This is a genomic window from Pseudoduganella sp. R-31 (assembly GCF_049913235.1).
Taxonomy (GTDB): Bacteria; Pseudomonadota; Gammaproteobacteria; order Burkholderiales; family Burkholderiaceae_D; genus Rugamonas.
Genome location: NZ_CP183986.1, coordinates 2,848,491 through 2,861,169 on the forward strand (window position 1 = coordinate 2,848,491; position 12,679 = coordinate 2,861,169).

At 65.4% G+C, this 12,679-nt stretch carries 11 protein-coding genes; 9 read left to right on the forward strand and 2 right to left on the reverse strand.

All coding sequences use genetic code 11. The features are described from left to right. Genes ACN9MY_RS13080 through ACN9MY_RS13120 form a run of 9 tightly spaced genes read left to right on the forward strand, consistent with a single transcriptional unit; the run spans position 1 to position 9,812 of the window. Positions 1-1,329 carry a YcaO-like family protein gene (locus ACN9MY_RS13080; RefSeq protein ID WP_426337452.1) on the forward strand — a complete coding sequence of 443 codons (1,329 nt, stop codon included), beginning with the start codon at positions 1-3 and terminating at the stop codon, positions 1,327-1,329. Beyond that, a complete protein-coding gene (locus ACN9MY_RS13085; protein WP_426171213.1) occupies positions 1,326-2,192 on the forward strand; it encodes a SagB/ThcOx family dehydrogenase in 867 nt (288 codons plus the stop codon). The genes ACN9MY_RS13080 and ACN9MY_RS13085 overlap by 4 nt, the downstream gene beginning before the upstream one ends. Next, positions 2,189-4,513, forward strand: a complete 2,325-nt coding sequence (locus ACN9MY_RS13090; RefSeq protein WP_426337453.1) for an ATP-binding cassette domain-containing protein — start codon at positions 2,189-2,191, stop codon at positions 4,511-4,513. The genes ACN9MY_RS13085 and ACN9MY_RS13090 overlap by 4 nt, the downstream gene beginning before the upstream one ends. Then, on the forward strand, positions 4,510-5,619 hold the full coding sequence (locus ACN9MY_RS13095) for an ABC transporter permease (RefSeq protein WP_426322871.1): 1,110 nt from the start codon (positions 4,510-4,512) through the stop codon (positions 5,617-5,619). The genes ACN9MY_RS13090 and ACN9MY_RS13095 overlap by 4 nt, the downstream gene beginning before the upstream one ends. A 23-nt stretch (positions 5,620-5,642) precedes the next feature. Then, complete coding sequence (locus tag ACN9MY_RS13100) at positions 5,643-6,086, forward strand: DUF2141 domain-containing protein (protein ID WP_426323744.1); 444 nt, start codon at positions 5,643-5,645, stop codon at positions 6,084-6,086. Next, complete coding sequence (locus ACN9MY_RS13105) at positions 6,086-6,760, forward strand: ABC transporter ATP-binding protein (RefSeq protein WP_426337454.1); 675 nt, start codon at positions 6,086-6,088, stop codon at positions 6,758-6,760. Before ACN9MY_RS13100 ends, ACN9MY_RS13105 begins: the two co-directional genes overlap by 1 nt. Beyond that, positions 6,757-7,986 (forward strand): ABC transporter permease, encoded by a 1,230-nt coding sequence (locus tag ACN9MY_RS13110; RefSeq protein WP_426337455.1) that lies wholly within the window; start codon positions 6,757-6,759, stop codon positions 7,984-7,986. Before ACN9MY_RS13105 ends, ACN9MY_RS13110 begins: the two co-directional genes overlap by 4 nt. A 3-nt stretch (positions 7,987-7,989) precedes the next feature. Next, positions 7,990-8,700 carry an outer membrane lipoprotein-sorting protein gene (locus ACN9MY_RS13115; protein WP_426171219.1) on the forward strand — a complete coding sequence of 237 codons (711 nt, stop codon included), beginning with the start codon at positions 7,990-7,992 and terminating at the stop codon, positions 8,698-8,700. Further along, entirely contained in the window at positions 8,697-9,812 is a 1,116-nt protein-coding gene (locus tag ACN9MY_RS13120; RefSeq protein ID WP_426337456.1) for a hypothetical protein, read from the forward strand. Before ACN9MY_RS13115 ends, ACN9MY_RS13120 begins: the two co-directional genes overlap by 4 nt. A gap of 85 nt (positions 9,813-9,897) precedes the next feature. On the opposite strand, the gene ACN9MY_RS13125 is transcribed toward ACN9MY_RS13120, so the two are convergent. Next, the gene (locus ACN9MY_RS13125) at positions 9,898-11,280 is read right to left on the reverse strand and encodes a M16 family metallopeptidase (RefSeq protein WP_426337457.1); all 1,383 of its coding nucleotides are present in this window, start codon (positions 11,278-11,280) and stop codon (positions 9,898-9,900) included. 3 nt (positions 11,281-11,283) lie between these two features. Next, positions 11,284-12,600, reverse strand: a complete 1,317-nt coding sequence (locus tag ACN9MY_RS13130; protein ID WP_426322881.1) for a M16 family metallopeptidase — start codon at positions 12,598-12,600, stop codon at positions 11,284-11,286. Positions 12,601-12,679 lie beyond the last annotated feature (79 nt).

Below are 12,679 nucleotides of genomic sequence, written 5' to 3' on the forward strand. Positions count from 1 at the left end.
ATGGAGCGCCTGTCCGATGCGGGCCAGCTGGCCCTGGTGCACGACGCCCTGGTGCATCGCCGCCACGGCATCATCACGTCGCTGCTGGAAGAAACCGAGCACCCCGATGCACGCGGCCTGTTCGTCTTTAATGCCTTGATGGTCGACATCAAGAGCATGATGGTCGACCCGGCGCGCGGCAAGGCGAACAACCCGAACACCGATCGCGCCAGCCTGGCCGGTTCGGGCGCTGCGTTCGATCGCACCTCGGCCATGTGGGCGGCGTTTGGCGAAGCGGTGGAGCGCTATGCGGCGGCCGCGCATTTCGACGACCAGTTGCTGTATGCCTCGCAGGATTCCCTGGGCGACGCGGCGGTCGGCCCTGGCCAGTTCATCCTCTTCGCGCCGGAGCAATATGGCGAGGGCTTCGAATTCGCGGCCGACGACACGTCGGTGGTGCGCGCCTGGGCGCCGGCTGCCGACCTGATGGACCCTGCGCGCGAGGCCTATGTGCCGGCGCAGATGGTCTACCTCGGCATGCAGGTCAAGGACAAGCGCGAGATCGTGATGCAATCCTCGTCCACCGGCCTGGCAACGGGCATGGACGAAGGCAGGGCCTTGCTGAGCGGCTTGGCGGAAGTGATCGAGCGCGACGCCTTTGCTGCCATGTGGCAGATGAAGCATGCGCCGCGCAAGCTGCTGGTGGCCCCGTCCACCATGGCACGCCTGCTGCCCGGCGTGCGCCGCCAGCTGGCGCACCCCAGCCTGGACGTGCATCTGTGGGACATCACGACCGATGTCGGCATGCCGGTGGTGCTGTGCCTGGCGCGTAGCCGCAACGACGGCACCATGTCGCTCGGCGCCAGCGCCCACCTCGACGTCGCCACGGCCATCAACAAGGCCGTGGTGGAAGCCTTCCACGGCTATGTGTGGGGCAGCTCCATCCTGGCGGCGGGCACGCCGCTGCCGGAGCAGGGCGCGATCCGCAACCCGGGCGACCATTTCGCCTTTTTCCTGGATCGTTCGCGCCAGGGGGCGATGGACTTCCTGTTCACCAGCGAGGCCACGGTTTCTTCCGACGACCCCGCGCTGCGCCAACTGGCCGGCATGGGCGACTTGCTGGCACGGCTGAAGGTCATGGGCCTGCGCGCGCTGGCGGTGGACGTGACTTCCGCCGACGTGGCCAGCCTTGGCTTCTGCGTGCTGCGCGCCTTCATTCCCGGCCTGCATCCGCTGCTGTTCGGCGACGGCCTGGTGAGCCGCGATGAGCGCCGCCTGCGCGCCATCGCTGCACACTGGGGCTTGCCGGGCGTGCCTGAACCTAACCTCGAACCGCATCCGTTCCCATGACCAAGACACTCCAGGAATTGCTGCCGCCGCAGGCCATGGCGGGCCAGTTCGACATCGACGACCCGGCCGAGATCCTGCATGAGCAGACCAAGTTCCACCGCGCCACCCTGATGGGTCAGGTGAAGAACATTGTGCGCTTCCTGCGCCATCCGGCGTATATCGCGCGCGGCGCGGCGGGCTATAACGCCTATCCGTCCTGCCCGGCGATTGAATTGCCGGAACCGGTGCTGGCGCTGGGCGAACTGGCGCAGGCCTTGGCGCAGCGCAAGAGCGCGCGCGCCTTTGCCGGCGCCATGACGCTGCAGGAGCTTTCCAGCCTGTTGCACCATTCGCTGCGCGTGCGCCGCATGGCCAAGAGCGATATCGCGCCGCATGTCAAGCTGGCGTTCCGCTCCTATCCGTCGCCGGGCGGCCTGTACCCGACCGAGTTCTATTTCTTCCTTAACCAGGTAGAGGGCATCGAGCCTTGCATCGCGCATTACGATGCGCGCAACCACTTGCTGCGCGTTTTGAAACCGCAGCAGGGCGACGCCTTCGGCAGCGCGGAAGTGAAGTCGGGCGAGTCGGGCGGGTCGGGCGTCCAGGCGCCGGTGGTGTGCGTGATGACCAGCGTGCCGCAGCGCGCGACCGCCAAGTACGGCGCGCGCGGCTATCGCATGTCGCTGCTGGAAGCCGGCCACGCTTCGCAGAACCTGTGCCTGGCCGCGCAAGGGCTGGGGCTGGGCTCCCTGGTCTACGGAGCCTATTATGACGACGAGCTGGCGGCCTTGCTTGATATCGATGGCGTGACGGAAACCGTGGCTTCCGTCATGCTGCTCGGCCGCGAAGCGCCGCTTGCACCTGCCGCCAGCGAGGACGAATGAACGACGCGCCGGGTTGGCAGGATAGTGAGTTGTGGCTGCGCGATGCGGCAGGTGCCGTGCTGCGCCTGGCCACGGCTGGCGATCGGGATGGCGCAGGGGATGCGCTGGAACGCCTGTTCGCGCTGCGCGGGCGCTTCCATGCCTATCCGGTCCTGCAGGACATCCTGGCCGGGCGGCGCGCCTGGCGTGCTTGCGGCAGCGTTTATGCGCTGGGCGAGCACGAACCGCCGCCTGCGCTGCTGCGCAATTTCGACGAGGCGGCTGCAGCCTGTGCCGCTTTTCTCGGCCTGCCGCCGCCGTGCATCCTGCTGCAATGCGTGCCGTCGGAGCGCGACATGCACTTGACGATGGAGAGCTTGCCGGGACTGGCCATGGTGCGCCTCTCCACGCAAACTGAAGGCTATTCCGATGGCCTGCGCGCGGTGGTGTTCCATGAAGTCGCGCATTGCTTCCTGACGTGCGGCGTGCGCCTGCTCGACGAGGGACTGGCGCAACTGTTCGCCAACCGGCTCGGCGGCGCCACGCCGCTGCCGCAGCGGCCGGAACTTGCCCCGCCATTGCGCAGCATGCTCTCGCGCGACGGCGATGCCATGTTCGCTGCGTCGGCAGGTGCCGGCATTGACGCCTACCGTGCTGCCTGCCGCCTCGGCGCCGACCTGCTGGATGCTGTCTGTGCCCGTGGCGGTGCGGCGGCGATTGTTTCGCTGTTCCGTGCCGTCGCCCGCGCCGCCAGCGACGCACAGATCGCCGGGCTGGTGGAGCAGGCCAGCGGCCTGGCGATTCCCGCCGCGCATGTTCAGGCCGTACAGCAGTCGGGGAACGAGACTACTGCCCAAGTGCAGCAAGCGATTTTCTCCGCGTGGAGCAGCAAGCGCGCCGAAGACCTGTCGGCCGGCATTGCTTTGCTTGAGGCGGAAGCGGTATTCACCCAGCCCGTGCTGCTGGACGCCTTGCTCAGCGCGCGCCTGAACCAGGCGCTGCTCCAGGTCCACGGCGGCGCCAAGCTGCCGGCCGAGCAGGAGGCAAGCATTGACGCGCTGCTCAAGGCTGCCGATATCCTCCCGGCGGGCCGCCAGTGGCTGTGGCGGGGCGTGCGCGCCATCCTCGCCATCCTGCTGGCCCAACCCAACATCATCAAGGTCGCGACGGCAGGGCAGAACGCCTTGCACGCCTTCGGCAAAGCGCAGGAATTGATCGCCGGCGACCCGGACCTGCTGATTCATCATGCTTCGCTGCTGTTGCATGCACCGCCCAATTACGGCGGTGATCGCGACCGCGGCGCCGGCATGTTGCGGCAAGCGATGCAGCACCCGCTGTACCGCGCCCACGCGCGCGAAATGCTGCTCGATAACGGCATCGATCCCGGCGACGAAGTCGTGGCCATCGCACCGTCGATACCCGAACCGGCGCCTTCCGCGACCGCGCATGCGCGCGAGCCCGCCGCCATCGCCCTCGAAGCGCTGGGCATCACGTTGCAGCTCCCGTCCGGCTTCAGGTTGAAACCAGGCGACCTGGCCCTGCGCAAGGGCGAGCGTGTCGCCATCGTCGGCCCCAATGGCAGCGGCAAGACCATTCTGCTGGAGACCCTGCTCGGCCTGCGCGCGCCCGACAGCGGCCAGATCCAGCTGGCCATCGGCGATCCGCGCGACGCCAGGGCAAGGCAGAAGCTGGGCGGCCTGCTGCAAAGCGCCGACCTGCCGGGCCAGATGCGCGTCAGCGAAGTCATGTCGCTGCACGAAACGATCTACGCCCGCACGGAATCGGCGGTGACCCGTGCCCTCGGCATGGACGAACTGCGCGGCAAACTCTGGCAGCAACTCTCGCGCGGCCAGAAGCAGCGCGTCATGCTGTGGCTCGCGCTATCCCACGTACCGGAACTGGCAATACTCGACGAACCATCGCTCGGCCTCGACGAATGGCATGCCCGCGCCTTGCGCGAGCTGTTGGCCGGCATGCCGACCACCGTGCTGCAGATCTCCCACGTCCCCGCCGACCTGCTCGGCATGGACCGCATCCTCTGCATGGAAAGGGGGGAACTGGTCGACGGCGGCACCCTGGACGAACTGCAGGCGCGCCGCGTCGGCCGCTTCAAGGCCCGCATCGGCCAGGCATTGCCCGGCGAGGCGGAACAATCCATGCACGCGCTGCCAGCGCTGCTGCGCGCTGAAGCAATGCAGGGCGGCTGGCTGCTCCAGGGCGCGCAAGGCTTCGACGCGGGATTCCGCCGCTTCATCGAGCAGCAAGGCATCGCCAATTTCAGTCTCGAAGCTTCGACCATCGAAGACTTCCTGGCCGACCTCACCAAAGGTGGAACCGCATGAAAAACCTGCTGCACCTGGTGCGCGCCGACCTGGCGCTCTTCCTGCGCGGCCGGCTGGCCTTATTCTGGACCTTTGCCTTTCCCTTGCTGATGCTGATGATGCAGATGGCGCTGTTCGGGCAAGAGGCGAAGCTGGGTCCCGTCACGCTGGTCATCCATGACATGGACCGCAGCACGGAAAGCACAAGTTACGCCAGCGAGCTGTCGCGCGGCCTGCGCCTGCAAAACAGCGTTGAATTCCGCGTGGTCGCGCCATCCCGCACGGTAAAGCCCGACCTGGAGCTCACCATCCCCGCCGGTTTCGCCGAAGCCGTGCGCGCGGGCCAAAGCACCGAGATGAAGCTCGAAACCTCGCTCGCCGCCGGCCCTACGCTGGAAGCCAGTTACGGCATGCTGCGCGGCTTCAGCGACGGCTACAACCTGGCCGGCCTGCAGGACGAACCGCGCGTCGTGATGCCACCGCCGCCGGCGCCGGCCGCCGGCGCACTGGACTACCGCCTGTTCCTGGTCAGCGGACTGGCCGGCCTGGTCATCCTGTCCACCAGCCTGATGGGATTCGCCGGGCCGCTGGTCGCCGCCCGCGAAGGCGGCATGTTCCGCCTCTACCAGCTGTTCCCGATGCCGACAGGCGTGGTGGTGCTGGCCTGGTGCCTGTCGCGCCTCGTCATCATCGTCCTGGCCAGTGCCACCATGTTTGCCGTGGCCTGGGCTGTCTATGGCGTGAAGCTGAATGCCGGTCCCGCCGGCATCGCGGCAGCTGGCGGCATGCTGGTCCTGGGCTGCGCCGCCTTCCTGGCATTGGGACTCTTGCTGGCCGCAGCGAGCCGCAGCGTGGCGGGCGTGACCATGGCCAGCAACCTGCTGTACTTCCCGCTGCTTTTTTCCGGAAACCTCATGATCCCGCTGGGCGGCTTGCCGCCGTTGCTGCGCGACGCACTCGAATTCCTGCCGCTGAATGCGATGATGGCCAGCATCCGGCGCGCGCTGACCGGAAGCATGAGCTGGAAGGGCGACGCCTACAGCATCGTGGTACTGGCCGCAATGATGTGCGCCTGCCTGCTGCTGGCTGTGCGCCGCTTCGGCTGGACGCCGCGTGACCTGCACTGAGAAGGAGTCCTGGATTGAAGAAGATGAATATCCTGATGATCGCCGGCGTGCTGGCACTGGCCGCTGCCGCTGCCGCCTATGCCTTCGGCAACCGCCAGCCCTCGGCCTCCGGCACGGCAACGGTGAACGTGACCCTGGGCGGCGTCGCAGGGCAGAAGGGCGCGTTGATGGGCGCCATCTGCAACAAGGATTCCTTCCTGAAGACCTGCCAGTACTTCGCAGTGGAGCCAGCCATCGCAGGCAATGTGCTGAGATTCCCCGGCGTGGCGCCCGGCAGCTACGCCGTGATGGTCTACCACGATGAAAATGCCAACGGAAAGCTGGACAAGTCGGCCAACGGCATGCCGCTGGAAGGCTGGGGCTTCTCCCGCAACGCGCGCGGCCATTACGGCCCGCCGGCCTTCGACGACGCCCGCATCGACATCAAGTCCGGCGCCAACGACATTGCATTGGACATGGTGTATTGATGGCGCCCATTGTCGACGTCAGGCAGGTCAGCAAGCATTACCGGCGCGGCGAAGAAAGGATCGCCGCGCTGGACAGCGTTTCCTTCCAGATAGGCGGGCCTTCGGTCGTGGCCATTGCCGGCCCCTCCGGCAGCGGCAAGACTACCTTGCTCGGCATGCTGGCGCGCTTCGAACAGCCGGACAGCGGCAGCATCCACCTTGACGGCGCCGCGCTGGACGCCTTGCCGGACCACGAACTGGACACTTTCCGCAACCGCAAGCTCGGCTTCGTCTTCCAGAACTTCAACCTGGTCGGCACCCTGACTGCGCAGGAGAATGTGGAACTGGCGCTGGCCACGTGCGCCTTGCCAAAGCGGGAACGGCGCAAGGCGGCAGCCGAAGCCCTGTCCCTGGTCGGCATGGAGCACCGCCTCGGCCACACCCCGGGACAACTGTCCGGCGGCCAGCAGCAACGCGTTGCCATTGCGCGCGCCCTGGTCAATCGCCCCAAGCTGGTGATTGCCGACGAACCCACCGGGAACCTGGACAGCAAGACCGCGCAACAGATGCTGGAGCTGGTCGATCGCCTCCACCGCGACCTCGGCACGACCTTCATCATCGCCACCCACGACCAGCGCGTGATGGATATGGCCGGCCAGGTGCTGCGCCTGGAAGACGGCAAGGTGACGGCATGACACAATGGCTGGTGCTGGCCCATCGCAACGTGCTGCGCAACGGGCGCCGCTCGCTGCTGCTCGGCGGGACCATCGCCATCGGTACCCTGGCCTTGCTGCTGTTCGCCGCCTACATCGCCGCCTCGCTCGATGGCCTGCGCGAAAGTACTATTCGCGGCGGCCTGGGGCATGCCCAGGTCAGCGCGCTCCCGCCTGCTGACGGTTACGTGGAACAGCAGCTCCAGTATGGGCTGGACGGTGCCGAGCGTAGCCGCATCGAGACGCTCCTGGCGAAAATGGACGGCGTCCGGCGCGTCGCCCCGCGCCTGCAATTCAGCGGCCTGGTATCGAACGGACCGCGCACGCTCACCTTCGAAGCCCAGGGCGTGGACCCGGTGCGCGAACTGCAGGCATTCGGCACTTTCCAGTTGCTGGCGCAAGGCGCACCGCTGCGCGCCGGCGACGAGGGGCGCTACCAGGTCCTGGTTGGCCGGGAAATGGCGCGCCGCCTAGGCGTTCGCCCCGGACAATCGCTGACGCTGATGACCACGACGGTGCAGGGCAGTGTGAACGCGATGGATGTCGAAGTCGCGGGCCTGCTCGCCACAGGCATTCCGGAGCGCGACCTGTATACGCTGCAGATTCCGATCGAGACCGCGCAGGAGCTGCTGCGAACCAGGAAGATCTCCCACCTCTCCGTGCTCTACCAGGACACGGCCATCGCCGATGCGCAATCGGCCGCCATCGCACAGGCAATCGGCGGCAAGGTACGCCTTCAGCGCTGGCAGGAACTGGCGCCGCTCTATCCGCAGGTGATGGCCCTGTTCCGCAACCAGTTCATCGTCTTCGGCGCCATTATCGGCCTGATCGTCTTCCTTGGCGTGGCAGCGATGACCCTGGCCACCATCTATGAGCGCGGTAAGGAGATCGGCACGCTGCGCGCGATGGGCATTCCGCAAGCGATGGTGCGCCGCCTGTTCATGTTCGAAGGCCTGCTGCAAGGCGCCTTCGGCGCTCTGGCCGGCGGCACGGCTGCATGGCTTGCCACGTTGGCGATCAACGCCGCCGCCATCGAACTGGCGCCGCCGCCCGGCCGCAACGTCGGCGTGCCCCTGCACCTGCTATGGCTGTTCCAGCCAAGCCTGGTGATCGTGCTGGTATTGCCGCTGCTTGCGATGGCGGCAGCCTGGCTGACCAGTCGCCGCATCGGCCGCATGCCGGTGAAAGCCATCCTGACTTCCAACTAGACCATGCTGAAACGATTCCTGATCCTGATGGTGTACGCCGGTGCGGCACAAGCATCGCCGCCGGGCGCCACCGAAATCCTGCAACAGGTAGACCAGTACCGGATGCCCGTCAACAGCTTTGAAGCGAACGTGCGCATCGAAGCCGGCGACGGCCAGGAGCCAGGCACCTATGTGATCCGGGGCGCCAATTACAACCAGGTGCTGGTGGAAGCGACCAGCGTCGACCAGCGGGGCCAGAAGTTCCTGACTACGGACAGCGGACTGTTTTTCTATGCGCCACGTACGCGGCGCGCCATTCGCCTGACCCCCTTGCAAACACTGCTCGGCAAGGCAAATATCGGCGACCTGTCGCGCATCCGCTTCAGCCATGATTACGACGCTACCGTGCTGGAAGGCGAGACCGAGGGTTGCCCGGCGAAGTCCTGCATCGCGCTCGAACTGCGCAGCCGCAACGAAGCCGCCACCTATGCCAGGATCAAGCTGCTGGCCGCAAGGCAGGACGGGCGTTATGTGCCGCTCAAGGCAATGCTCTACGTCGCCAGCGGCAAGCTGCTGAAGATCGCCACTTTCGATGCAGCGCATGGCGGCCTGCCGCCGACCACGCGCTATGCCGACCCGCAACAGCCCGGCGGGGAGACGAGGGTGGTGTTTGAAAAGGTGAGGGCGGCTGAATTCCCCGCCAATATGTTCAACCCGCGCACGCTGGAGCAATGAAGCGCCTGCAATGCCTGCCGCTGGCGGCGGCCGTCGCTGCCGCCGCTCCAGGCGACGCCTCGGCCGGCGAAGACTGGACCGGCGGCTTCGTTCTGGGTGCGCAAGAGCGCACGATCTTTCAGAACACGCCGCTGAATCGCGACAACTTCCTCGGCATTGCCGGCAGCGGCACGCGAGCCGTCGCACTGTTCGAAGGCCGCCGGCAGGACTTCACATGGCGCCTGCGCACCGAAGCACTGCGTACAGATCTTGACGGCACGCGCGGCAAGGCGGTGCTGCAGGAACTGAACCGCGTGTTCGACCTTGGCGCAGGCGCTTCGCTCTCGCTCGGCAAACGCCTGTATGCACTGGATCCCTCGTACATCAACCAGCCGCTAGGCTTCCTGCAAAAGCGCACGGACCTGAGCGACCCGCTGGACACGCTCGGCAATTCCGAAGGCATCCCGATGGCCGTCCTCTCCTGGAGCGGCGCGCGCGCCAGTGCAGCGGCCCTGCACGCCCGCGAAGCAGGCGGCCGCGTGCAAACCATCCTCAAATTCGGCTACGAATTCGACGCCATCAGCGCCGGCATGGTGCTGCGCCGCGCACATGGCGAACATGCCGGCATCGGCGCCACCATCAGTGCCGCGCCGGCCGATGCCCTATCCTGGTACGCCTCCGCCTACCGCGCCGGCGGTGCGGCCCGCTACACCCGCGCCACCGCAGGCCTGGTGCTGACACCCGCGGCCCTGCCGAAGCTGCAACTTGAATACGCCTACAATGGCCGGGGCATGCCGGACGGCGAATTCGAAGTACTCCAACAGCAAGCGCAATCAAGCCTGCCGCCCTATGTGCTGGCAACACTGGCGAGCCGCCTGCCCAGCCTGGGCGCAAGGCAGCACTACGCCAGCCTCACGATATCGAAAGCAGCAGGCGCCTGGGATGCCGGCGGTGGAATGTACCTGGGACTGGATGACAGCAGCAGGGTGTGGCACGGCCAGGTCGACTATGCCTTCAGCGCACGCACGCACCTGATGTTGTCAGCGATGCGCCAGCAAGGAAAGAACGGCAGCGAGCGAGCGCTCTCGCCGGTAAAGGAAACGCTGGCACTACGGTTACGCCATGCATTTTGAAAGTCAGGGTCAGGTCTGGCAATCCGCCACAAAACGCACGAACGTGCGTTTTGTGGCGGATTGCCAGACCTGACCCCGACTTTTATTATGGTTGGAAGCCGTCGGCGGTGATGTCGAGGTTGATGACGTCGCCGTATTTGGCGGCGATCTTGCCGATCTCGGATGCTTTGCCTATCAGTACCATCTGCAGGTTCTTGCGCGGGAAATGTTTGTCTATCAATTGCCTGGCGCGCTCGGGCGTCAGGCTGTCGACGTCTTTCATGAAGTTGTCGATCTGGCTGCGGCCTACGTCGTTGGCATACATGTCGCCGAGCAGCGATGCCAGCTGTTCGCTGGTCTCATAGCGCGGCGGGAACTGGCCTTTCACGTAGGCCTTGGCGGAATCCAGCGTCGCCTTGTCGATGCCTTTGCTCCACAAACGGTCGTAGGTTTTCAGCGCCAGGTCCAGCGCGGCTTCCGTCTTCGGCAGTGCGGTGAAGCTGGAGATCGAGAACGTCCCGGTTTGCGACAGCGTGTTGAAGCCGGAATTGGCGCCGTAGGTCAGCCCGGAGTTCACGCGCAGTTCGTCGTTGAGCCATGAAGTGAAACGGCCGCCCAGCACGGTGTTCAGCACTTGCAGCGGCACGTAGTCGGGGTCGTTGCGCGCAATGCCGGCGCCGCCGATCAGGAACGTGGTCTCGATCGCATCGGACTTGTTCACCACCCAGACGCGTGCCTTGTCCGCTTTCACCGCTCCGTAATCGGCGTGTTGCGGGGCGGGGCCTTCGGCTTTCCATTGGCCGAACAGTGTTTCGACTTTCCTGCGCATCTCTGCCGGATCGAAATCGCCGACCACCACCAGCGCTGCGTTGTCCGGGCGGAAGTAGCGCTTGTGGAAGGCTTTCACGTCGTCCTGCTTCAACCCCGCCAGGCTGTTGACTGTGCCCGAGGGGGGATTGGCGTAGGGCGCATGACCGAACAGCATGGCGCGGTAATAGTTGCCGGCCACCATGCGCGGGCTTTCCTTGGCCTGTTTCAAGCCGTCGACCTTGCGCGCACGCAGCTTGTCCAGTTCCGCGGCATCGAAGCTTGGCTCCTGCACCAGTTCTGCGAACAGCGGCAGCAGGGTATCGGTGTCTTTGCGGGCGAAGTTGGCGGCGATGGTCGATTGCTCGACGCTGCCGCCACCTGCCAGGACGGCGCCGCGGAAGTCGAAGGCCTGGTCGATTTCGGCCTTGCCATGCCTGGCGGAGCCGAGCAGCACGCCGTCGCCGGTCAGGTTGGCCAGGCCGGCCTGCGTGCCGTCGTTGACGGCGCCAGCTTTCACCACGGCGCGCACGGCGACCAGCGGCACGTCGTGGCGTTCCATCAGGTAGACGGTCAGGCCGTTTGGCAGCCTGGCGGTTTCAAACGCGGGCAGCTTGAATTCGGCGCCTTGTGCGGAGGCGGCAATTGCGCCGGTGAGCGCGATGGAAATCAGTTTCTTCATCAATCAGTCCTCCTTCGCGGCCAGCACGCCGATGGTGCGCTGCGATTTCTTAAGGTACTTGGCCGCGGCGGCCTGGATGTCGGCGGTCGTCAACTTTTCGTAGGCGGCAGGGGCGTTGAAGGCTTTCCTGTAGTCGCCGTTGAAGACTTCGTAATTGCCCAGCAACTGCGCTTTGCCGTTGATGGTTTCCTGCAGGCGGTAGATGCCCAGCAGGCGGGAATTCTTCACCTTTTGCAGTTCTTCCTCGCTCACGCCTTCCTTCACGACCTTGTCGATCGCTTCCAGCATCGCCTTCTCGATCCTGGACGGTTCGACGCCGGCGGCGGCCACTGTCATGATGTACAGCAGGCCGGGATCGAATCCGTCGCTGCTGTTGGCGCCGACGCTGGTTGCCAGCTGGGTTTCCACCAGGGCTTTGTACAGGCGCGACGTCTTGCCTTCGGTGAGCACGGATTGCAGCAGGTCCAGCGCGTAGGTGTCGGCGGAAGCCCGCTGCGGCACTTTGTAGGCCACGATCAGGTTGGCCGAAGTCGCGGACGGCTTGGCGACAAACAGGCGGCGTTCGCCTTTCTGTTCCGGCTCCACGGTGCGCACGGCGGGCGGCGCTGCGCGTTGCGGAATGCTGCCCAGGTATTTGGTGGCCAGCTTTTTCACTTCGTCCGCCTTCACGTCGCCGACGATCACGGACACCGCATTGTTCGGCGCATAGTAGGTGCGGAAGTAGTTCTCCAGGTCCTTCTGGGTCCAGGCCTTGATATCCGATTCCCAGCCGATGGTGGGAATCGCATAGGGGTGGGCCACGAAGGCGACGCTGTCCAGGTCCTGCATCAGCATCTGCACATTGGAGTTTTCCAGGCCGGTGCTGCGCTCGGACAGCACGACACCGCGTTCGCTGTCCACCATCTTCGGATCGATCGAGAGGTGGCCAATGCGGTCGCCTTCCAGCTTGAAGATGGTCTCCAGCGAAGAGGCGGGGAACCAGTCCTGGTACACCGTCACATCGCTATTGGTATAGGCGTTGTTGGAGCCGCCATTGGCTTCCATGGTGCGGTCGAACATCTTCGGCCCGTAGTGCTTCGAGCCGTTGAACATCATGTGCTCGAAGAAGTGCGACAGGCCGGTAATGCCCGGCGCTTCATTGCGCGAGCCGACCTTGAAGTAGGTGTACATGGTCGCATTCGGAATGCTCGAGCTTTCCAGCACGATGAACTTCATGCCGTTCTTGAGCGTGAAGGTCTTGACCTGGTCGGCCGTCAGCGCGGCCTGGGCGTGCGAGGCGGCCGCGCAGGCCAGCACCGTTGCCAGCATTTTCAACCTCATCTGGGTTTCCTTTTCATGACAGAGTTGCCGAAAGAGTACTAGATCCATAGGGGAAATGCCATTTTTTCAGGAAGGGCTA